General features: G+C 55.7%; 27 protein-coding genes and 2 tRNA genes. 26 read left to right on the forward strand and 3 right to left on the reverse strand.

Annotated elements, in window-relative coordinates; translation table 11 throughout:
• Complete coding sequence (locus CDH48_RS07050) at positions 1-1125, forward strand: ABC transporter permease (RefSeq protein ID WP_100688003.1); 1125 nt, start codon at positions 1-3, stop codon at positions 1123-1125.
• Between the two features lie 28 nt (positions 1126-1153).
• Here CDH48_RS07050 and CDH48_RS07055 read toward each other — a convergent pair whose 3' ends face one another.
• Together CDH48_RS07055 and CDH48_RS07060 are read right to left on the reverse strand one after the other, a co-directional pair.
• A complete protein-coding gene (locus CDH48_RS07055) occupies positions 1154-1711 on the reverse strand; it encodes a cytochrome c (protein WP_157807802.1) in 558 nt (185 codons plus the stop codon).
• A 37-nt stretch (positions 1712-1748) separates the two neighbouring features.
• A complete protein-coding gene (locus CDH48_RS07060) occupies positions 1749-2249 on the reverse strand; it encodes a cytochrome c (RefSeq protein ID WP_227520981.1) in 501 nt (166 codons plus the stop codon).
• 198 nt (positions 2250-2447) lie between these two features.
• On the opposite strand from CDH48_RS07060, the gene tadA reads away from it, so the two are divergent.
• The 4 genes from tadA (at position 2448) to CDH48_RS07080 (ending at position 5877) form a co-directional block, all read left to right on the forward strand.
• A complete protein-coding gene (gene tadA / locus CDH48_RS07065) occupies positions 2448-2951 on the forward strand; it encodes a tRNA adenosine(34) deaminase TadA (protein ID WP_100688005.1) in 504 nt (167 codons plus the stop codon).
• 6 nt (positions 2952-2957) lie between these two features.
• Positions 2958-3953 carry a UDP-glucose 4-epimerase GalE gene (galE, locus tag CDH48_RS07070; protein ID WP_100688006.1) on the forward strand — a complete coding sequence of 332 codons (996 nt, stop codon included), beginning with the start codon at positions 2958-2960 and terminating at the stop codon, positions 3951-3953.
• Between the two features lie 68 nt (positions 3954-4021).
• Entirely contained in the window at positions 4022-5362 is a 1341-nt protein-coding gene (locus CDH48_RS07075) for a UDP-glucose dehydrogenase family protein (RefSeq protein ID WP_100688007.1), read from the forward strand.
• Between the two features lie 86 nt (positions 5363-5448).
• Positions 5449-5877, forward strand: coding sequence for an HIT domain-containing protein (locus CDH48_RS07080; RefSeq protein ID WP_227520997.1), 429 nt, complete (start codon positions 5449-5451; stop codon positions 5875-5877).
• Here CDH48_RS07080 and fabR read toward each other — a convergent pair.
• Positions 5870-6493, reverse strand: a complete 624-nt coding sequence (fabR, locus tag CDH48_RS07085) for an HTH-type transcriptional repressor FabR (RefSeq protein ID WP_100688009.1) — start codon at positions 6491-6493, stop codon at positions 5870-5872. The genes CDH48_RS07080 and fabR overlap by 8 nt on opposite strands.
• Positions 6494-6745: 252 nt before the next feature.
• Between fabR and aspS the strand changes: the two genes are divergently transcribed.
• From aspS to CDH48_RS07190, 21 genes are all read left to right on the forward strand, one after another.
• A complete protein-coding gene (aspS, locus tag CDH48_RS07090; RefSeq protein WP_100688010.1) occupies positions 6746-8551 on the forward strand; it encodes an aspartate--tRNA ligase in 1806 nt (601 codons plus the stop codon).
• Positions 8552-8563: 12 nt separating this feature from the next.
• Positions 8564-9091 (forward strand): crossover junction endodeoxyribonuclease RuvC, encoded by a 528-nt coding sequence (gene ruvC / locus CDH48_RS07095; protein ID WP_100688011.1) that lies wholly within the window; start codon positions 8564-8566, stop codon positions 9089-9091.
• A 30-nt stretch (positions 9092-9121) separates the two neighbouring features.
• The gene (gene ruvA, locus CDH48_RS07100) at positions 9122-9751 is read left to right on the forward strand and encodes a Holliday junction branch migration protein RuvA (protein ID WP_100688012.1); all 630 of its coding nucleotides are present in this window, start codon (positions 9122-9124) and stop codon (positions 9749-9751) included.
• Between the two features lie 141 nt (positions 9752-9892).
• Positions 9893-10921: a Holliday junction branch migration DNA helicase RuvB gene (gene ruvB, locus CDH48_RS07105; protein WP_100688013.1), complete on the forward strand. Its 1029-nt coding sequence runs from the start codon at positions 9893-9895 to the stop codon at positions 10919-10921.
• Positions 10918-11388: a tol-pal system-associated acyl-CoA thioesterase gene (gene ybgC / locus CDH48_RS07110; protein WP_100688014.1), complete on the forward strand. Its 471-nt coding sequence runs from the start codon at positions 10918-10920 to the stop codon at positions 11386-11388. Before ruvB ends, ybgC begins: the two co-directional genes overlap by 4 nt.
• A gap of 3 nt (positions 11389-11391) precedes the next feature.
• Positions 11392-12081: a protein TolQ gene (gene tolQ, locus CDH48_RS07115; protein ID WP_100688015.1), complete on the forward strand. Its 690-nt coding sequence runs from the start codon at positions 11392-11394 to the stop codon at positions 12079-12081.
• A 37-nt stretch (positions 12082-12118) separates the two neighbouring features.
• Positions 12119-12565 (forward strand): protein TolR, encoded by a 447-nt coding sequence (tolR, locus tag CDH48_RS07120; protein WP_100688016.1) that lies wholly within the window; start codon positions 12119-12121, stop codon positions 12563-12565.
• A gap of 22 nt (positions 12566-12587) precedes the next feature.
• Entirely contained in the window at positions 12588-13631 is a 1044-nt protein-coding gene (tolA, locus tag CDH48_RS07125; RefSeq protein WP_227520982.1) for a cell envelope integrity protein TolA, read from the forward strand.
• A gap of 73 nt (positions 13632-13704) precedes the next feature.
• Positions 13705-14961, forward strand: a complete 1257-nt coding sequence (gene tolB, locus CDH48_RS07130; protein ID WP_264754764.1) for a Tol-Pal system beta propeller repeat protein TolB — start codon at positions 13705-13707, stop codon at positions 14959-14961.
• A gap of 66 nt (positions 14962-15027) precedes the next feature.
• Complete coding sequence (pal, locus tag CDH48_RS07135) at positions 15028-15597, forward strand: peptidoglycan-associated lipoprotein Pal (RefSeq protein ID WP_100688019.1); 570 nt, start codon at positions 15028-15030, stop codon at positions 15595-15597.
• Positions 15598-15624: 27 nt separating this feature from the next.
• Positions 15625-16395, forward strand: a complete 771-nt coding sequence (gene ybgF / locus CDH48_RS07140) for a tol-pal system protein YbgF (protein ID WP_100688020.1) — start codon at positions 15625-15627, stop codon at positions 16393-16395.
• A gap of 86 nt (positions 16396-16481) precedes the next feature.
• Positions 16482-16557, forward strand: a tRNA-Lys gene (locus CDH48_RS07145).
• A gap of 72 nt (positions 16558-16629) precedes the next feature.
• Positions 16630-16705 (forward strand) — tRNA-Lys (locus tag CDH48_RS07150).
• Between the two features lie 306 nt (positions 16706-17011).
• Complete coding sequence (locus CDH48_RS07155) at positions 17012-17374, forward strand: BMC domain-containing protein (RefSeq protein WP_318276751.1); 363 nt, start codon at positions 17012-17014, stop codon at positions 17372-17374.
• On the forward strand, positions 17371-17907 hold the full coding sequence (locus tag CDH48_RS07160; protein WP_100688021.1) for a EutP/PduV family microcompartment system protein: 537 nt from the start codon (positions 17371-17373) through the stop codon (positions 17905-17907). Before CDH48_RS07155 ends, CDH48_RS07160 begins: the two co-directional genes overlap by 4 nt.
• Before the next feature lie 24 nt (positions 17908-17931).
• Positions 17932-18627: an ethanolamine utilization acetate kinase EutQ gene (eutQ, locus tag CDH48_RS07165; RefSeq protein ID WP_100688022.1), complete on the forward strand. Its 696-nt coding sequence runs from the start codon at positions 17932-17934 to the stop codon at positions 18625-18627.
• A gap of 15 nt (positions 18628-18642) precedes the next feature.
• A complete protein-coding gene (eutT, locus tag CDH48_RS07170; RefSeq protein ID WP_100688023.1) occupies positions 18643-19467 on the forward strand; it encodes an ethanolamine utilization cob(I)yrinic acid a,c-diamide adenosyltransferase EutT in 825 nt (274 codons plus the stop codon).
• Entirely contained in the window at positions 19464-20447 is a 984-nt protein-coding gene (pta, locus tag CDH48_RS07175) for a phosphate acetyltransferase (protein ID WP_188437626.1), read from the forward strand. Before eutT ends, pta begins: the two co-directional genes overlap by 4 nt.
• 23 nt (positions 20448-20470) lie before the next feature.
• On the forward strand, positions 20471-20758 hold the full coding sequence (gene eutM, locus CDH48_RS07180; RefSeq protein ID WP_100688024.1) for an ethanolamine utilization microcompartment protein EutM: 288 nt from the start codon (positions 20471-20473) through the stop codon (positions 20756-20758).
• A gap of 103 nt (positions 20759-20861) precedes the next feature.
• The gene (gene eutM, locus CDH48_RS07185) at positions 20862-21182 is read left to right on the forward strand and encodes an ethanolamine utilization microcompartment protein EutM (RefSeq protein WP_157807807.1); all 321 of its coding nucleotides are present in this window, start codon (positions 20862-20864) and stop codon (positions 21180-21182) included.
• A 31-nt stretch (positions 21183-21213) separates the two neighbouring features.
• Positions 21214-21519 carry a EutN/CcmL family microcompartment protein gene (locus CDH48_RS07190; RefSeq protein WP_100688025.1) on the forward strand — a complete coding sequence of 102 codons (306 nt, stop codon included), beginning with the start codon at positions 21214-21216 and terminating at the stop codon, positions 21517-21519.
• Positions 21520-21574: the final 55 nt, after the last annotated feature.

Below are 21574 nucleotides of genomic sequence, written 5' to 3' on the forward strand. Positions count from 1 at the left end.
ATGAAACGTCTCGCCAATATCTTCTGGCTCGCGGGCAAGGAATTGAAAAGCGTTCTCGGAGATCCGGTGATGGTGGTCCTGATCCTGTGGTCTTTCGTGATCGCCGTTATCCTCGAAGCCAGCGGAGCTGGTGATACGGTATACAATGCGGCAATCGCCATCCTTGATGAAGATAACTCGACGCTTTCCCATCAGGTGGTCAGCGCACTGGGGTCGCCGTGGTTCCAGCCCCCTGTTCTGATCTCTCCCGATCAGGTGGCGCCCGAGATGGACGCCGGGCGAATCATGTTTGTACTCAGTTTCCCCCCTGGATTCGAGGCAGACGTGATCGCCGGCCTGATGCCAGCGGCCCAGCTTGAAGTGGACGCAACGGCGGTTTCCCAGGCACAACTTGGTACCGATTACATTGCCAGTATTCTTTCCTCGGAAACACGAGCATTTCTCTCCGGTAGTTCCCAGGCTCCTGAGTCGGCAGTACGGCTGGAACTGCGCCGGGCTTTTAACCCCAATGGAGATCCGGTCTGGTTCAAGGCGGTGTCATCGCTACTCAATCAGTTGTCTCTTCTCACTATCGCACTGACAGGTGCCGCGATGCTGCGCGAGCGCGAACAGGGCACTATTGAGCATCTGATGGTTATGCCGCTGACGCCGCTTGAAATAGCGCTTTCCAAGGTGTTGGCCAACGTTGTGGTAGTGCTCGGAGCATTCACCTTGTCGCTGGTTTTCGTTGTGCAACAGATTCTACAAGTGCCTGTGGTCGGTTCTGTGCCACTGTTACTGGCGGGTACGACCATATATCTTGCCGCCGCCGCAGCCATCGGAATGTTCCTCGGTACGATGGCACGCAGCATGGCTCAGTTCGCACTGCTGGTCATCATGGTAATTATTCCCATCATCATGCTTTCAGGTGGTATGAGCGCGATCGAAAGCCAGCCAGACGTTATACAGCGCCTGACCCTGGCACTGCCTTCACGACACTTTCTCGCCTTCGCCAAGGCTGTGGTGTTCCGGGGTGCGGGTCCGGACACCGTGTGGTTCGAGTTGTCGATGATGGCCGGGCTGGGAATGGCTTTTTTCGCAGCCAGTCTGGCGCTGTTCCGCAGGTCCATGAGCCTTTCCGGTTAGCCGGAGGCTCGCCCGGCGCCCAAGAAAGTTATTCAGTGGAGTGACCCCACTCCTGCGGAACTGGCTGCTCTTTCAGTCCCTCGAATCGATCCGTCACATAGCGGCTGTGGCAAGCCACACAGGATTCGGTCATACGGTTGAACGTCTCGGCCTGGGCCTGAGTATCCTGCTGTTTTCCTGCTTTAGCCAGTGCTGCGGCAAGCTGGTGGAAGTGCTTGTCCATCTGCAGGAACTCCTCGGGCACTGCTGCCTTCAGATCTTGCTTATCCTGCTTTGTCAGGGACTGTTCGAGGATGAAGCTGTCGTGTATGGCTTGCCCTTTCTGCGCCACCTCGTCATGCCTGCCCTGAATGATGGCGCTGTAGGTCGCCTTCATTGCCGTCTCGATCTCGACCATCTCCTTTGCCAGCAGGCCACGCAGTTTCTCGGTCAGATCGGGACCCACCGGCTCCGCAGCCACGACGGCACCGTTAAGTGCCAGACTCCCCAGCAGGGTAGCTGTGGCGATGGTTCGAAATCGTCTTCCGCGGCTCCGTAATTGGGCGTTCACCCTGGTGCTGCTCGTCGTTATCGTAGGTATACTCATGTCTGTACTCCTTGCTCTGCCTCTGTGGTTGAGTTGTTCAACGTTGCCCATAAAAATGGTCAATGAACGGCTGACGGAAATTCTCGTGGCACCCAAGACAGCTTAGCTGAACCCTGGAAAATGCACGAATGACCGCTCTGCCGTCACCGTGTATTGCAGCTTCTTTCATTGCAGTTGCTGCATCATGCACCTCAACATCGAATCCACGAAATTTAGTGGCATCGCTACCAATCCAGCTCAGGATGCGTAACTTTTCCTTTATTGGTGGCTCTGGATGACCACCAATTCTTGGGGCGAGTTCGGCCACAGTGCCCCAGTCTTCCGTGGCAATTGCACCTGTCACGGTTTGCATATCACGCCCAAGTTGCTGCATCACACCCTGCAAAGCCATGGGTTCGGCAGACTCAGCACGTAGTGTCATAGCCATGGCGAGTAATGCCATAGCGAAGGCCATGGCAGCTGAAGAACATTTTGATCTGTTCATTTGTCTTCCTTTGTTATTGGATGTGAGGATGCTGGTCAACGCCAGCCACATCATTTAAATCTCATAGCGCAATGCGCAATGCGACCGAACCAACGACATGATCGCGGAGTTGTTCACAGTCCCTATAAAGTAGTAATTAATTACTATCTGTCAACCGCTTGGTAAAAAAAAGCGAACAATGGTATTTTCGTGGCGCTTCTGGGTGTACCCAGTGTCGTATTTGTATAGGGCGCTATCAGCAGAGCCGCGTTTATGCCGGATATACAGAACATTGACGAATACTGGATGACCCGGGCACTGACACTGGCAGCCCGCGGGGCTGCGTTGGGCGAGGTTCCTGTTGGCGCAGTTGTGGTCCGTGATGGCAAAGAACTGGGTACCGGCTTCAATGCACCGATCAGCGGCTGCGACCCCACAGCCCATGCCGAGATATGTGCGTTGCGTGATGCTGCGGCCAGGGCAGGAAACTACCGGCTGACGGGAGCCACCCTTTACGTCACTCTGGAACCCTGCACCATGTGCGTTGGCGCCATTGTGCACAGCCGTATCAGCCGCCTTGTCTATGGCACCCGCGAACCAAAAGCCGGTGCCATAGAGTCTGCACGGCGAACTCTGGACGAGCCTAACCTGAACTGGCAAGTAGAGGCAGTGGGTGGCATTCTGCAGGAAGATTGCAGCCAGATCATCAGTGATTTTTTCAGCCGCCGCCGTGCCGAAATCCGGCAGCGGCGCAAACAGGATTCAGGGAAGGAGTAAGACCGAGTGAAAGTATTGGTAACCGGCGGTGCCGGATACATCGGTAGCCATGTTGTCCGCCAACTGGCTGAAGCAGGGCACGACATTGTTGTTTTTGATAATCTCTCAACCGGCTATCGCTGGGCCGTGACGGCTGGTGAGCTGGTGGTGGGAGACCTGGCCAGCGAAGCCGAGATTGATCAGGTGTTCTCCAGGCATCAGTTTGAAGCGGTTTTGCACTTTGCCGCCAATATTGTGGTGCCGGAGTCTGTCAGCAACCCGCTCAAGTACTACAGCAACAACACCCGAAATACCCTGAATCTGCTCAAGGCTGTCGACAAGTACAAAGTGCCCTACATGGTGTTCTCATCCACGGCAGCGGTTTATGGCATGCCGGCGCAGACGGTGCTTACGGAAGACCTTCCTCTTGCCCCGATCAACCCGTATGGCGCATCCAAGATGATGAGCGAACGGATGATCATGGATCTCGCGGCTGCCTCCGATCTCAATTACGTTGTGCTGCGTTACTTTAACGTGGCCGGTGCCAATCCTGATGGCTTGCTGGGCCAGGCGACACCGGAAGCGACGCACTTAATCAAGGTAGCTTGCGAGTGTGCGACCGGCCAGCGTGAGGGGATGAGCGTATTCGGTACCGATTATGACACCAGTGATGGGACCTGCGTGCGGGATTATATCCACGTGGAAGACCTCGCCAGTGCACACGTTATGGCTCTGGACTACATGGCCGCAGGTGGCGAGTCAAAAGTCATGAACTGCGGCTACGGTCGCGGGTTTACCGTGCGGGAAGTGATTGATGTGGTACGCAGGCAATCCGGCGTTGATTTCCCGGTAGCAGAAGCTGGCCGCCGGGCCGGAGACCCTGCAGCCTTGATGGCAGACAATGCGCTGATTAAAAAGACCCTGGGCTGGCAGCCCGCCTACGACAATCTGGAAACAATTGTCGGCACCGCGTTGGCCTGGGAGGCAATCTGGCAGAAGAAGAAAACTGCGGTTGGCCAGTAAAACCTGCTCGGAATTACCTGTTCGCAAATTGACCTGTTCGCAAATTTAAAAGTATCGGGATTTAACGGATGAAAATAACGATTTTTGGTACCGGCTACGTAGGGCTCGTTACCGGAGCCTGCCTGGCCGACGTGGGCCATCACGTACTCTGCATGGACGTTGACCAGGCAAAGATTGACAAGCTCAAGAACGGGCAGATTCCCATCTTTGAGCCGGGTCTGGAGGATATTGTAAAGCACACGGTGGAAGCAGGGCGCCTGGCCTTTACAACCGATGTCGAAGAAGCGGTGCAGCACGGTATGCTTCAGTTTATTGCCGTTGGCACACCGCCGGATGAAGACGGTTCTGCCGATCTGCAGTATGTAACGGCTGTTGCCAGGTCTATCGGGCAATACATGGACGACTACAAAGTTATTGTGGACAAATCCACAGTGCCCGTGGGTACCGGCGACAAAGTGAAGGCGGCCGTGCTGGCCCAACTCGACAGCCGCGGGCTGGAACTTGAGTTTGATGTGGTCTCCAACCCTGAATTCCTGAAAGAAGGTGCGGCAATCAACGATTTCATGAAGCCGGACCGCATCATTATCGGCACGGACAGCGATAAAGCGGCGGATGTGCTTCGGGAAGTGTATTACCCGTTCAACCGAAACCACGATCGCATGATCTTCATGGACATCCGCTCTGCTGAGCTGACCAAGTACGCAGCCAACTCCATGCTGGCCACCAAAATCAGTTTCATGAACGAGATTGCCAACCTGGCCGAACGCCTGGGTGCCGATATTGAGGCGGTGCGCCGTGGTATAGGCTCGGATCCCCGTATTGGCTATCACTTTATTTACCCGGGCTGCGGCTATGGCGGCTCCTGCTTCCCCAAGGATGTGCAGGCGCTGGCGCGCACGGCCAATGAGTGTGGCTACAACGCACGCCTGCTCAATGCCGTAGAAGCCGTCAATTACGCCCAGAAACATGTGCTTTTTGACAAGATCAGCCACTACTTCGGTGGCAACCTGCAAGGCAAGGTGGTTGCGCTCTGGGGCCTGGCGTTCAAGCCCAACACCGACGACATGCGCGAAGCCTCAGCCCGTACGCTGATGGAAGACCTGTGGAAAGCAGGTGCAACCGTGCAGGCGTTTGATCCGGAAGCCATGGAAGAAACCCAGCGCATTTACGGCGATCACCAGGGCTTGATGCTTTGTGGTACCAAAGAGCAGACGCTCCGGGGCGCCGATGTATTGGCAATTTGTACCGAATGGAAAGAATTCCGCTCACCGGATTTTGCCGCTATTGCATCCGCCCTGCGGGAGCCTGTGGTGTTTGATGGGCGCAACCTTTACGAGCCGGAGATGCTGGAACGTCATGGCCTGATTTACTACGCCATTGGGCGTGGGCGTAACCAGTTTCATTCGTGATGATGTAACCCGCACCCTTAATGCCGAGTGCCTCCAATACCCGGGGGCAGTCAATGGGATGGGAGGCCGAACGGAGGGCAGCAATGATGCAGGATCAGGACTTTCGACTTCACGAACGGCTGGAGGCGGATACTATCCACCTTGGCCGCACCAGCCTGTGCGAAGTCCGGCTGATGAACGATCAGGCCTGGCCCTGGGTGTTGCTGGTGCCGGCACTTGCCGGTATCCGTGAAATCTACGAGTTAAGCCCGGAGCAGCAGCACCTGCTGATGCAGGAATCCTCGGCGCTCAGCCGCGGCATGATGGAAGCCTTCGGTGGCGACAAGATGAACGTGGCAGCACTAGGAAACATGGTCCCCCAGTTGCATCTGCACCACATTGTCCGCTTTGAAGGTGATGCGGCCTGGCCGGGGCCGGTCTGGGGCAAGCAGCCGCCGGTACCCTACGATGAAAACCGGCTGGCGGAGGTAAAGCAATTGCTGGCGCCTGTGCTGGCGCGCCTGGGGGTTACCTGATTGACGCATGCCTGGCCATCATTTGCGAGCCGATCAGGATCATCCGCAATTCGGTTTTCAGCTTGACTTTCAGATCCTCACGCTCTTTCGGAGTTGCATCCAGTGCGTCCGCACCCTGGTTGAAAACCAGCGTTACCATGGCTTCGGCAACTACCCGTGCATCGGACAAGGGCTTGTTCTGTTCTTCCGCGAATCGCCGCAGATCGTCTGCCAGCTCGGTTACGAAATGATCAATTTCGGCTTTGATCGCTGTTCGAAAGGGTTTGGATCCACCGGTGCGCTCCCGGAGCATTAACCGGAACAGATTGGCGTTGTTGCCCAGATACTCCATAAAGGTTTCTACAGAGGTGGAGATAGCACTGCCATCCCTGGCAATCCGCTTGCGCGCCTGGCGCATCAGCTGCCGCAAAGCCACGCCACCTTCGTCCACCAATACCAGCCCCAGTTCGTCAAGATCTGCGAAGTGGCGATAAAAAGACGTTGGCGCAATCCCGGCTTCCCGCGCCACCTCCCGAAGGCTCAGGCTCCCGAAACCACGATCCGGGCTCAACTGGGACAGGGCAGCATCCATAAGGGAGCGCCGGGTAAGAAGCTTCTGCTCGGCTCTGGTTGACAAGGTTCTGCTCCCGTAAAACGTTAGCGCAATAGTCTAGCCGTCTGTTACTCCTGAGGAAACCTCCATTGCATGTTTTGCGTTTCGTTTTCAGCCCTTTTTCGGGAGTCAAACAGCCCTGATTTTCGTCGCCATTTTGTTTATAATGAGCGACTTTTGAAGTATGGTTCGTGCCGTATCTGGCGGGCAAAAACAGATTGAGCCGCAAGCACTTACCAGACAACTACGTAAACATCAAACACTACGGGAACCGGTATGCGCAGTCATTATTGCGGTGGGATCAACGAATCCCACATTGATCAGGAAGTTACACTCTGCGGATGGGTACACCGCCGCCGTGACCATGGTGGCGTTATCTTCCTGGATTTGCGCGACCGGGACGGTATATCCCAGGTTGTGGTCGACCCGGACACCCCTGAAAGCTTCGCGCTGGCAGAAAAAGTGCGCAGTGAGTTTGTCTTGAAGGTTACCGGGCGTGTGCGCCGCCGCCCGGCGGGTACTGAGAACAGCAACATGCCAACGGGCCAGGTGGAGCTGCTGGGCAAAGAAGTTACCATCCTGAACGCCGCCGCAACGCCGCCGTTCCCCCTGGACGAACACGTAGACGTGGGCGAAGACGTGCGTCTGCGCTACCGCTTTCTGGATCTGCGCCGGCCCGAGATGCTCAATCGCTTGCGCTTCCGTTCACGGGTCACCAGTTATATTCGAAACTACCTCGACAGCAAAGGCTTTATGGATGTGGAAACCCCCATCCTCACCCGTGCAACACCGGAAGGTGCCCGGGATTACCTGGTGCCGAGCCGTACCCACGAAGGTTCCTTCTTCGCGCTTCCACAGTCGCCCCAGCTGTTCAAGCAACTGCTGATGGTGTCGGGTGTGGATCGCTATTATCAGATTGCCAAGTGCTTCCGCGACGAAGACTTGCGGGCAGATCGCCAGCCCGAGTTTACCCAGGTGGATGTCGAAGCTTCCTTCGTGAACGAGGAAGATCTGATGAACCTGAACGAGGGCATGATACGCGCCCTGTTCAAAGACGTTATGGATGTCGAATTGCCAGCGTTCCCGCGCATGCCATACGCAGAAGCCATGGAGCGTTTCGGCAGTGACAAGCCGGACCTGCGCATTCCCCTGGAGCTTCAGGATGTGGGTGACCTGGTCGCAGGTGTGGATTTCAAGGTGTTTGCCGGCCCGGCAAACGATCCGAAAGGCCGTGTTGCGGCTCTGCGAGTGCCCAAAGGCGGTGAGTTAAGCCGCAAGCAGATTGATGAATACACCAGGTATGTTGGTATCTACGGTGCTAAAGGTCTGGCATATATCAAGGTAAATAATCTCGCTAAAGGCGCTGAAGGCCTGCAATCACCCATCGTTAAATTCCTGGGTGACGACGTTGCCATGGCGGTTATCGAGCGCACGGCAGCGGAAGATGGCGATATTGTCTTCTTCGGTGCCGACAAAGCCACCGTTGTTAACGAGGCCCTGGGCGCACTGCGCGTTCGCATAGGCCATGACCTGAACATGCTGACCTCCGAGTGGGCGCCCTTGTGGGTTGTGGATTTCCCGATGTTTGAAGAACTGCCGGATGGCGGCCTCACAGCCATTCACCACCCGTTCACGGCGCCGAGCTGCAGCCCGGAAGAGCTGGCGTCGAACCCGGCAACAGCATTGTCCCGGGCTTACGACATGGTTCTTAATGGTACTGAGTTGGGTGGTGGCTCCATTCGTATTCACAGCGAGCAGATGCAGCAGGAAGTATTCCGTATTCTGGGCATTGACGAGGAAGAATCCCGCGCCAAGTTCGGGTTCCTGCTTGACGCACTCAAGTACGGGTGCCCGCCCCATGGTGGCCTGGCTTTAGGCCTGGACCGCCTGATCATGTTGCTGACCGGGGCCGGCTCCATCCGCGATGTGATCGCATTCCCGAAAACCCAGAGCGCAACCTGCCTGATGACGCAGGCGCCGGGTGAAGTGGAGGAGAAGCAGCTGCGCGAGCTGAATATCCGTTTGCGCAGAAAGCCGGCCAAAGAGGCTGACAGCCTGGCAACTCAAACCGAAGAACAATAAGCAGGCACTGATGTGGCGATTATTCTGGGTGTCGACCCCGGCTCAAGGATCACCGGCTACGGTATTATCCGTTCGGAAGGTCGGCACACGGAATACATCGACAGCGGGTGCATCCGCGTGGGGGAAAAGCCCATGGCGGAGCGCCTGCAAATCATATTTCAGAGCCTGGTAAGCCTGATTGGAGAATTCCGGCCACAGGAATTTGCCATCGAGCAGGTTTTTATGGCGCGTAACCCTGATTCCGCTCTCAAACTGGGGCAGGCCCGTGGCGCTGCTATAGTTGGTGCCGCAACCAGCGGTCTTGCGGTTCATGAATACTCGGCACGGCAGGTCAAACAGGCCGTTGTAGGCAGGGGCGGTGCCGACAAATCCCAGGTGCAGCACATGGTGCAGGTGTTGCTTTCGCTTTCCCGAAAACCCCAGGCAGACGCCGCGGATGCCCTGGCTATCGCGCTGTGTCATGCGCACATGAATCAAAGCATTCTTCGGGTAGCGGGAGGGGCTGGGAAGTCTCGCAGCGGTCGCGTGCGACAACAATAAACTGCTCTGCGGAGCGGCAGGAGGCAATTCTTGATAGGTCGTATCCGAGGTATTCTGATTGAGAAGGCACCCGCTCAGGCGCTGGTTGAATGCAGTGGCCTGGGTTATGAAGTCGACATTCCTTACACTACGTTTTTCCACCTGCCGGATGCCGGGCAGGAAGTTACCCTTCATACACATTTTGTGGTTCGCGAAGACGCCCAGAGCCTCTATGGCTTTGTTTCACGCCTTGACCGTGACCTTTTCCGCCTGTTGATCAAAGTGAATGGCGTTGGCCCCAAGCTGGCGGCAGGCATCCTGTCCGGGCTGGACGCACAGCAGTTTATTCATTGCGTGGAAGGGCGGGATATCAAATCCCTGGTAAAGCTCCCCGGGGTTGGCAAAAAAACTGCAGAACGGCTGCTGATCGAGATGGCAGACCGCATAAAGCAGCTGGAAGGCCGGTTCATACCGGTGGCGGGCCAGGCTGATGGGGCTGCAGCGGAAGCGCCTCAGCTTTCACCGGCATCCCATCAGCCCGCCGACGAGGCCGAGGCGGCGCTCATTGCGCTCGGGTACAAGCCCCAGGAAGCCGCCCGTGCCATTGCAAAAGTGGCTGAAGAGGGTATGTCCAGTGAAGCGCTGATACGCCTGGCTTTGCGCAACATGATTCCGGCTTGATGACAGGACATTAATGTGTCGCTTATGTGGCACCAAACCTGTAGAGAGCGTAACGTGACAGGCGCATGGTGGTTTGTACAATTGGTTCACTTCCGGATTGGCAAGTGGCAGTCTATTGATTCCCGATAAACGGATGCGTAAATGATTGAATCCGATCGACTGATCTCAGCCCGGGCCGGTGACAACGAAGAGCTTCAGGATCGTGCTATCCGGCCCTCGTTGCTGGCGGAGTATGTGGGGCAACCCGCCGTTCGGGAACAGATGGATATCTTTATCTCCGCGGCGCGTGGCCGCCGGGAGGCGCTGGATCACGTTTTGATATTCGGGCCTCCGGGGCTGGGCAAAACCACGCTTGCCAACATTGTTGCCAATGAAATGGGCGTTTCGATAAAGACAACTTCCGGGCCAGTGCTCGAGAAAGCCGGGGATCTGGCTGCGATGCTCACCAATCTGGAAGAGGGCGATGTGCTCTTTATTGATGAGATTCATCGCCTCAGCGCTGTGGTGGAGGAGGTGCTTTATCCGGCAATGGAAGACTACCAGCTGGATATCATGATTGGTGAGGGGCCGGCGGCCCGTTCAATCAAGCTGGATCTGCCACCGTTTACACTGGTAGGTGCAACCACCCGGGCGGGCCTGCTGACATCTCCGTTGCGAGACCGTTTCGGTATAGTGCAGCGGCTGGAGTTTTATAACACTGCGGATCTTACACACATTATTGTGCGTTCGGCCCGGCTCTCAGGTGTGGATATCGACAAAGAAGGCGCCTACGAAATAGCACGGCGTTCCCGCGGAACACCCCGGATCGCGAACCGCCTGCTGCGGCGGGTGCGGGATTATGCTGAAGTGCGGGCGAATGGGCATATCAGTGCCGGTATCGCAGACCAGGCACTGAACATGTTGAAGGTAGATAGCCAGGGTTTTGATCATATGGACCGCCGGTTGCTGCTGGCGATGATCGAAAAATTTGATGGTGGCCCGGTGGGCGTTGAAAGCCTGGCGGCGGCGATCAGTGAGGAGCGTGGCACCATTGAAGATGTGCTTGAGCCATTTCTGATTCAGCAGGGTTTTATGGTGCGCACACCCCGGGGTCGTATGGTGACATCCCATGCGTATCAGCATTTCGGTATCGCCAGGCAAGCCGCAGGCCCGGAAGGAGACGCGCTTTGAGCGAGAGTGCAAGCGCGGACTTCCACTGGCCGGTTCGGGTTTATATTGAAGATACCGATGCCGGCGGTATCGTGTTTCATGCGCGATACCTGCATTACATGGAGCGCGCCCGCACCGAATGGGTACGGAGTTGCGGGGTGGGGCTCCGGGCCGGAATGGCGGATAACATAAGCTATGTTGTTCAGCGCTTGTCGATTCATTATGCAGCACCGGCCATGCTGGACGATGAGCTTACGGTGACTGCGGAGCCAGTGGCCTTCGGGCGGGTATGGATGGAATTCCGGCAGCGGGTTGTAAGAACACGGGACAGCAAGCACTTGTGTGATGCGAATGTAATAGTAGCCTGTATAGCCCTTGATAGCGGTCGCCCGAGGCGTTTGCCGGAAAATATGCGGGAGTTGCTGGAGCGTAACGTCCGGCATCTTCAGGGCAAAAACCAAACACAACATGAAATAACCCAGGAGTAAGTGGTGGATTCGGAACTGTCAGTCTGGAGTCTGATTGCAAACGCCGGTGTCTTGGTGCAACTGGTGATGTTGTTACTTGCTGCCGCATCGGTGGTGTCCTGGGCACTTATTTTTCAGCGTTTGCAGGTATTCCGTAAAGCCCGGCAGGCGCAACTGGCTTTCGAGGAGCGTTTCTGGTCTGGCATGGATCTCGGGCAACTCTATCGGGAAGTCAATGCCGAGCCGACGCCTTTCTCGGGTATGGAAGCCCTGTTTCGTGCCGGCTTCAAGGAGTTCTCCCGGTTACGCCAGCAAAGCCGTGATGCGGACGCCGTCATGGAGGGCACGCAGCGAGCCATGCGGGTTGCCTTTTCCCGGGAACAGGAGCGCCTGGAAATGCATTTGCCTTTTCTTGCCACGGTAGGTTCCACCAGCCCTTACGTGGGCCTGTTCGGTACTGTCTGGGGCATCATGAATTCGTTTCGTGGCCTGGCCCAGGTTCAGCAGGCCACACTGGCAACGGTTGCCCCCGGTATTTCGGAAGCGCTGATTGCAACGGCCATGGGCCTGTTCGCGGCCATCCCGGCAGTGGTTGCCTATAACCGGTTCTCGGCCAAATCGGATGCACTTCTGAAGAACTACGAAACCTTTGCAGATGAATTTTCCAGCATTCTGCATCGACGTGTTCACAGCGGTGAGAAGAGCGCAGCGTGATGACCCTGAATGTTATTAACAGCCGGAGCACACCGCTATGAAAGGTATGGGGATGATGCCCGAACAGCGGCGTAAACCGATGTCGGAAATCAATGTGGTGCCTTACATCGATGTGATGCTGGTACTGCTGATCATTTTTATGGTTACCGCGCCCATGCTTACCCAGGGCGTCAAGGTGGATCTTCCAGAGACGGCATCAGATCCGATTCAGCCGGATAAAAATGTGGAATCCATCATCGTATCCGTAGATTCCAACGGCGCCTATTACGTGGAAGTGGGTGACAAGGGCAGCGACCCCATGCCACTGTCGGAAGTGCGCCAGCAGGTGGCAAAAATCCTGTCTCAGAGAACGTCCGGCGATATCCTCGTGCGCGGGGATGAAAACGTTGATTACGGCACTGTGGTTCGTTTGATGGCGGCTCTTCAGGGTGCGGGGGCGACCAGTATCGGTTTGATTACCGATACCGCACCGGACGAAACGTGAGATCAGTGCAGGCGGAATGGTTGTGACAGGTCAGGAACGGGAATACACCAGTGCCGGAGTGCCGCCCTGGAAATCGCCAGTTGCACTCTCGGTAGCTTTGCACCTGCTTATTGCCGGTGTGGCTCTGGCGGGCTGGTCGTGGTCATCTCCTACTCATGAACCGCCTCCCAGCAGCATTTCTGCACGCCTTATTACCCAGCAGAAACCGGAACCAAGCCCGGTTGTCGAGCCGGTAGATCAGCCGGACAAAGAGCAGGAACGCAAAGAGCTGGAAAAACAGAAGCAGGCAGAATTGCAAAAGCGCCAGAAAGAGGAAGAGGCCCGCAAGGCTGCTGAGCAGAAAAAACGCGAAGAGGCCGAGCGCAAAGCTGAGGAGCAGAAGCGCAAACGCGAGCAGGCAAAGGCGGAAGAGCTGAAAGCGCAAAAAGCCCGTGAAGCGGAAGCGGCGCGCCAGAAAGCGGAAGCTGAAGCGAAAGAACGCGAACGTCGTAAAACAGAGGCGGAGGCAGAGAAACGGCGGCAGCAGGAGGCCAAGCGCAAGGCCGAGGAAGAAAAGCGGCGCCAGGAAGAACAGCGCAAACGTGAAGAAGCCGAGCGCAGGAAGAAAGAGGAAGAGGCTCGCAAGGAAGCTGAGCGCAAGCGCCTGGAGGCAGAGCGACGACTCCGGGAGCAGCAATTGGAAGCTCAGGCGGAACAGGCGAGAAAAGCCCGGGCAGAAGAGGCGCGCCGCATAGAGCAGGCCGCAGCGGCCAAAGCCAGGCAGGCTCAGATGTTGTCGGAGACCGAGAAATATCAGGCACTGATTCGTGAGCGTTTGAGCCAGGCCTGGTATCCACCGTCCTCAGCAACGGAAGAAATGACGGCTCGCCTGCAGATAACCCTGCTGCCAACTGGTGAGCTGGCCGGAGTAAAACTGATCGCCAGCAGTGGCAATACGGCGTTTGATAACTCGGCGCTGGGCGCAGTAAAGTCTTTGAACCGGTATCCGGTACCGTCTGAGCGGGATACGTTTGAAACCTATTTCCGCCAGTTCACGATCGAGTTCAATCCCCGAAGATTGAGATAAGGATGCGGGTAACACCATGAAGCAGAAAATTTCGTTCAGCCTGTTAAGGGCTACTTTTGCGGCGGTCGCCCTGATGCTTGTGGCAGCTACCAGCGCTCAGGCCGAACTGCTGATCCGTATTACCGAAGGCGCGGACTCGGCAATTCCGGTTTCCGTAGTGCCGTTTGCCGAGAATGGCAACATGCCCGCAGGCGACAAACTCAGTAGCATCGTACAGGCAGACCTGGCCATGAGTGGCGAGTTCCGGCCCCTGCCTCCGGAGAAAATGCTGAGTCTTCCCTCCCGGCGCTCCGAGGTGTACTTCCGGGACTGGCGTTTACTCGGCCAGCGATATGTGCTGGTCGGCGAACTCACCCGCGAAGGGGATCGCATACAGGCGCGTTACGAGCTGTTTGATGTCAACCGGGAAGAGCGAATCCTGGGTGAAACGGCTGCAGCCCCGGCCTCCAATATGCGCTCGCTGGCCCACCATGTAAGTGACAAGGTCTACGAGGCGATCACGGGCGTTAAAGGGGCATTTTCCACCAAGCTTGCATACGTCACGCTTGATATGAGTAACGGAGAACCCCGTTACCGCCTGGAGGTCAGTGATATCGATGGAAAGCGGGCCAGGGTACGGCTTCAGAGTAAGGAACCGATTTTGTCCCCGGCCTGGTCTCCGGATGGAAAGAAGCTGGCCTATGTGTCATTCGAAACCGGTAAACCCGTTATTTTTGTACACGAACTCAGTACCGGCCAGCGCACAAAAGTAGCGGATTTTCCGGGTCTGAACTCGGCACCTGCCTGGTCGGCGGATGGGCAATCCCTGCTGATGACTCTGTCAAAAGATGGTAATGCTGAAATCTACCAGATGAATCTTCAGTCCCGGAAGGTGACAAAGCTTACCAATCACTGGGCCATTGATACCGAGGCGGTATGGGACAGCGAAGGCAAGGGGATATTCTTCACATCGGACCGCTCCGGTGGCCCGCAGATATACTATATGGCAAAGCCTGGTGCCGAGCCGCGCCGGATCACATTCGGCAGCCGTTACAACGCTCGCCCGCGCCCGGACAACACAGGTAACTACGTGTATTACGTCCATCAACGGGATCAGGCGTTTCATATTGCACGCACTAACCTGAAAAACGATGAGGAAACCATCCTCACGCGCACGGAATCCGATGAGACCCCAAGCGTGTCACCAAACGGTCGTATGCTGATCTATGCCACCAAACACAATGGTGAAAGCGTATTGACCGTTGTTTCTGCAGATGGCGGGGCGGCATACAGCCTGCCGGCTTCAGAGGGTGATGTTCGTGACCCTGCCTGGGGGCCTATTGTTCGGTAGTAGATGAATGTCCAACCATTCATCGGAAAACAGAAGTTCAAGTCAATCAACGGAAAGGAATGAATCATGAAGTTGTCAGCGCAAACCAAAGTAATTGCTCTTTTGTTCTCCGCAGGCCTTTTTGCCGGCTGTAGTACTACGGGCGAGAGTATGGACGAAGGCGGCTACGATTCTGACGTTGCAGCCATCGATCAGGACGGCGGCTCTACCGTGTATGGCGGTGATGACCAGGGCGGTATTTCCTCGTCTGCAATGACTGAAGAAGAGCGCATGCAAGCCCGGAAGCAGGCTGAGCAGGAAGCTCTGCGGGATATCACCACCTTCTATTTCGATTTTGATACCTCGGAAATCAAGCCCGAGGCTCGTGATGTGCTTATGGCTCACGCCCGTTATCTGGCTGATAACCCCCGCCAGAATGTGCGCCTTGAAGGGCACGCTGATGAGCGTGGATCCAAGGAATATAACCTGGCACTGGGTGAACGCCGTGCCAACGCCGTTCAGCGCTTCCTGATTGTAAATGGTGCTTCACGGGGCCAGATGGAAACCGTAAGCTATGGTGAAGAGAAGCCGGCGGTAATGGGCTCATCAGAGAGTGCGTGGGCGCAAAACCGCCGTGTGGAGCTCGTATTCGAGTAAACGCACACACAACATCAGGTTAAGCCCATGAGAAAACAGCTCATGGCGGCAGTGATGTTTCCGCTTGCTTTAGGGCAAGCGGAAATAACTCTGGCGCAATCATCTACTCCTGCTTTCCAGAACAGTGCTTCAGAAGCCCAGCGCAACGCCAGTTCCAGCCAGGCGACATCTGAGCTTTTCTACATGATCCAGCAACTCCAGAGTGAAGTCCGGCGGCTGCAGGGCGAAACAGAAGAGCAGAGGCATCTCATCAAGCGCCTGCAGGATCAGGGCCGGGATCGTTACATAGATCTGGACCAGAGGATACTCGATCTTTCAGAAAAGCTTGCCGCCAGGCCCCAGGCTGCAGAGACGCCAGGCGAGGAGGCGGGCAAGGAGAAGCGCGCTGCCGAAATACGGGAATATCGTCAGCCCGACGCGGAAGAGCGCAAAGCCTATAAAGCCATTCAGGATCTGATTCATAACCAGAAAAAATACGATCAGGCCATCAGCGCTCTTTATGAATTTATAGACAAGTATCCCGAAGGGGATCTGACGGTGAATGCTTACTACTGGTTAGGTGAAGTTTACCTTGTAAAGCCTCAGCTTGAGCAGGCTCGCCAGGCATTCTCCATTGTCGCGACCCGCTATGCGGATCACCGCAAAGCCCCGGATGCGCTCTACAAACTGGGTATTACGCTTGCCCGGCTTGATAAAAACTCCGAGGCCCGCCGGCAGATGGAACAGGTTCTGGCTGACTATCCGGAGAGCGAAGCCGCCAGGCTTGCCAGAAAATTTCTGGACTCAGGGCAGGACTGAACGCCGGGGTTTGGCAATTTTTTTAAAAAACATGGCGCGAAAGGGTTGATCGTCCAGTAAAAATCATTACTATATGCGCCTCGCTTGGGTCGTTAGCTCAGTTGGTAGAGCAGTTGGCTTTTAACCAATTGGTCGATGGTTCGAATCCATCACGACCCACCATATTCGATGTTCCGGGGCAGTTGCTGAGCCGCTCTGGAATCGATCAGGGTACATGCGCTGATCACCAGTTTTGGGTCGTTAGCTCAGTTGGTAGAGCAGTTGGCTTTTAACCAATTGGTCGATGGTTCGAATCCATCACGACCCACCATATTTGTAGTTTGAAAACTCAAAGAGCTTTAACGACAAAAAAGGGTTGCAGAGATGCAGCCCTTTTTTGTCGGTGTGTTTCGTACCACTCTTCCCCCCTTCCTTTCGCTTGCCTGAGCCTGGCTTCTCGCCCCCGGTTCGCAACATTCTTGCAAGCTGCAACTTCTCTTTGACCAGCGTCAACTTAGTATCAGTATGATTGAAGATTGACTGGCATAAAAATAATACTGGTCTAACCTGAACGTGTGTCCAGATTTATCCTGGCTTTATTGATTATTCGAGCGCCAAAAAAGCGGGGCATTTTATAGTGTCTGTGATCGGTTCTGGTAAGTCGGCCGAGATTGAACGGATTATTCAGGAATACGTTCCGGGCAAACAGGTCACGCTGGCGCACTTGCTTGCCAACCCTACCGAGGAGTTGTGCCAGAAAGTCGGGGTGGAACACGTAGAGGCAGTCGGCATTCTTACGCTGACGCCCGGCGAGACGGCCATTATTGCCGGAGACATAGCAACCAAGTTTGCATCGGTAAGAATAGGATTTCTGGATCGTTTTTCGGGCGCTCTTGTGCTCACCGGCAGTATAGGCTCAGTCGAAGAAGCGCTCACCGCCATCCTCTCCACATTGGAGTCTTCATTGGGGTACAGGGTATGTCAGGCGACGAGGACGTGAGCGAGGGATTTTTGCACCCGGATCTGGCGAATTTTGCCCTTGTTGGTGATGTGGGCTGTGGAAAAACAGCGCTTACCCTGGCCTTACTGCAATCTGATGAAGAAGTCCTGAAAACCCAGGCTGTTGTTTTTCACCCCAGCCATGTCGTAGATACTCCCGGTGAATTTGTGAATCGCCCGGCGTATTACGGCGCCTTGCTTTCCACAATTGCCGAGATTGACACGATAGTTTACCTGCAGCCTGCTAACAGCAGGGCTTTCTCCCTGCCGCCCGGTCTGCTGCATGTCTATCCCAACAAGCGTGTTGTCGGAGTCGTCAGTAAGACAGACTTGCCGGACGCAGACACCGCAGCTGCCTGTCGTGTGATGGCAGAACACAATATCCCACCACCGTATTTCCTGACCTCAACGAAAACAGGAGAGGGCGTTGACCGTTTGCGATCGTTTCTGATCGGTCTGCAAACACCGGATTCGAACATTGGTGCCAACGACAAGCACGCCGAGCTGGCAGACGTTGGCGAAAACGGGTTCTGATACAGGTTTGATAGGGGCCGGATTATGAAATCTCTGTTAACGGCTGAGACAATCAAGGAGCTTCATCGCAGCGGACAAGCCTCGGTAGAGGTTTGCCCGAAGCGCACAATCATTACACCGGAAGCGCGCGATGTTGCAAAAAAACTGGGGCTGAAAATTGTTGATGCTCCGGTTGGCCATGAACCCCGGAAAAAACACTCGCCCGGGGCTGGCAACCAACCTGAGAGCCTGCAGGCCATCAAAAAGGCCGTGAGGGCCAAGCTGCCTGCCGCGCACCAGAATTCCAGCCTGCTCGATCAGCTCATCGAGAAAGCCCTGAAAGAACTGCAGCACCAGGATGCGGAGGGCCCCTCCTGTAAGCGCGAGACAGCCCCCAACGGGGTGGTGCTTGTGCGTGGTAACTCGGTCAAGCCCGGCAGGTTCGAGGGCGCACGCGGCAAGCCGGTCGGGCTTATCGATGTAATTGGCTCTGCCGACAACAGTTCCATAGCAGCCGGTTACATGCAGTGGGAAAACTGCAGTTTTCCATGGACACTGAACTACGACGAGATTGATGTGGTTCTGGAAGGCGAACTGCACATTACCTGCGGCAACAAGACCCATGTCGGTAAGCCCGGGGATGTGTTTTTCATACCCAAGGGCGCGGCGATCGAATTCGGGTCGCCCGGAAAAGTGCGGTTTGTGTATGTGACCTATCCGGCGGACTGGTCCGCGCAATAAGAAGGGGTTGTAACAATGCCTTCCTGGATCACAGAAACCAGTTTACGGCACGAGTTCGGCCTTGCCCATGGCAGCGAAGTGCACCTGCCCCAGGGCTCCCGCCTCACACCGTCGGCAAGCCAGCTCCTGGCCGAGCGCAAAATCCGGGTCAAGTATATTGGCGATGATGGCCGGGTTTTTCTCCCCGACGAGTCCGGGGCCGGCGCCAGCCAGAAAGCGTCTGTGCATCCTCTCACCAGTGCCAACAAGCGCCCGGGTAATGCATGTGCCCTCTGTAACAGCCAGGTTGAAAAGAAAACCCAGCTATTAACGCTGCTGGATGGTGAAAAACTGGTGCCCAAGACACACCCCAGGATCGCACTGCGTGGCAAGCTCGATACGCTTATTTCCCAGACGGTATGGGTGCAGACCCAGTTTGCCGCCAACTTCGAAAAGTATCCGGCTTTACAGCATGCACTGGCAGATCTGCGGTCTTTTATGGGTAACCTCCTGCGCAGTGAAGTCACTGGCGACGCCCAGCCGGAAATCAGCATGGGTGATCTGGCGGACGAAACCATTCACCGTATCTCCCATAACCCCCTGAAATATCTCGGTCACGACCACATTGTCCCGGAGCTGAAGCACGGGCCGAATGTGTCCCTGATTAATGTACTCAGGGCTATTGCACGGGAGGCCGAAGTCGAGGCTTGCCGAACCTTCCAGACAGACAGTTTTGATATCACCAGGCCGGATATTGTCCAGGGCCTGAACCGGCTGAGTAGCGCACTTTACGTTCTGATGCTGATGACGCTGGTGGTTGAGTCAACCGGATCGCTTCCGGATCTGGGAGGGATTTCATGATCCCGGTTATCGAAAAGTGCCGGAACGCTTGTCGCAAGGCGCCCAAGCGCATTGTTTTCCCCGATGCCCTGGACGTGAGGGTATTGCATGCGGCTAACGAGCTGCAACAGCGGGGCCTGGCAAAACCCGTTTTGCTGGGTAACCCTTTCGAGATTCGTGATTACGCCCACAACGCAGGGGTTGCCGTACCCTGTTTTTCTATTGTGGACCCGGCGCATTCGGCCTGGCGGGATTCTTTTGTCAGTACGCACCTTGCCGAAAACGAGGCGATGAGCCGCGATGAAGGTCACAGGCTGATGACTGATCCGCTGTATTTCGGTGCCATGATGGTCAAGCTTGGACATGCAGACATCTGCATCGCGGGAAACATCTCAACCAGTGGTGATGTTATCCGTGCAGCGATCAAAGTGATTGGTGTTGAGGGCGGCCATAAAACCGTGTCCTCGTTTTTTCTGATGTCCTCCGCCGATGGTGGGGACTTCCGGCTGTTTGCAGACGCAGGTGTTATACCCGAACCCACAATAGAGCAGCTTGCCGACATTGCCATCGATTCTGCACGCGCCTTTGAGGCGCTTACCGGCGAGCAAGCCCGGGTAGCACTTTTGTCATTCTCTACCAAGGGCAGCTCCCAGCACCCGGCAGCCCGGCGCATAAGAGAGGCGTTTGAACTGGCCAAAGCCAGGGAGCCGTCACTTGTTATTGATGGTGAACTGCAGTTTGACGCAGCGGTGGTGCCTTCGGTTGCCTTGAAAAAAGCGCCTGAAAGCCCGCTGAAAGGTAACTCCAATGTTCTGATATTTCCTTCGCTGGAGGCGGGAAATATCGCTTACAAGGTTGCCCAGCGCCTGTGTAACTACATGGCGTTGGGTCCGGTACTGGAAGGATTGGCAAAACCAATGCATGACCTGTCACGAGGTTGTACCGCCGATGATATCGTCGATGTAGCCATAGTGGCGTCGTGCCTGGGAAACAAAGAGTAGTAACACCCTGAGGAGAATTAACCATGAATGAAGCACTTGGAATTATTGAAACAAAAGGTCTGACAGCACTGATCGAAGCGTCTGACGCAATGGTCAAGGCCGCCAGGGTTCAGCTCGTTGGCTACAAGCAGATTGGTAGCGGTTTGGTAACCGCAATGGTCAGAGGTGATGTGGCAGCCTGCAAAGCGGCAACAGATGCCGGTGCTGCGGCTGCCCAGAGAATTGGCGAACTGGTGGCGGTGCACGTGATTCCGCGTCCACACGGAGATCTGGAGGCCATTTTCCCGATCACACCTTCCGGGCAGTCCTGATCTGGCTCTTGTGGCAGTCGACTGACACCGGAAAGGGTTTATGCAGATGAACGCAGTCTGGAAGCAGGCTTCAGAACAAGCTACACGGCATGAGGGTACGAGCATGATGGAAGCATTAGGCATTATTGAAACCAGAGGTCTGACAGCTCTTATAGAAGCTTCTGATGCCATGGTTAAAGCCGCCAGGGTAGAACTGGTGGGTTATGAGCAGATTGGCCATGGCTACGTTACCGCCCTGGTCAGAGGCGACGTAGCTGCCTGTAAAGCGGCTACGGATGCCGGAGCAGCGGCAGCACAGAGGCTGGGAGAGCTGATAGCGGTCCATGTCATCCCACGGCCACACGCAGATCTGGAATCCATTTTCCCGATCCTGCCGAAAAAGCCAGCGGAGCCGGAAAAGCCGGCTCAGGGTAAGAAAACATAGGGCCAGGGTTAACTGATTTGGAAGACATCCCATGAGACTTGCAAAAGTAATTGGCCAAGTCGTTGCTACTGTCCGCAGCGACCGTCTGGGGATGGATAAGCTGGCCTTGGTTAAGTTTATCGATCAGGACGGAAAGGAAGAAAGCTCAGTTTTGGTGGCAGCTGACCGGCTGGGCGCGGGGGAAGGTGAATGGGTACTGGTGGTTAGTGGCAGCTCCGCCCGGATGTCTGTGGATGGCACCGGCCAGGCACCTGTTGACCTGAGCATCGTGGGTATCATCGATGAAGTTACCAGTGGCTCGAAAACCTGGTTTCAGAAGTACCAGAGAAACTATTAGGCCACTTTTTGGGGTTGCCACAGGTAACAACAGGGCAGCCAGAGGGGAGACTGGA

This window comes from Marinobacter aromaticivorans (assembly GCF_002806975.1).
Lineage (GTDB): Bacteria > Pseudomonadota > Gammaproteobacteria > Pseudomonadales > Oleiphilaceae > Marinobacter > Marinobacter aromaticivorans.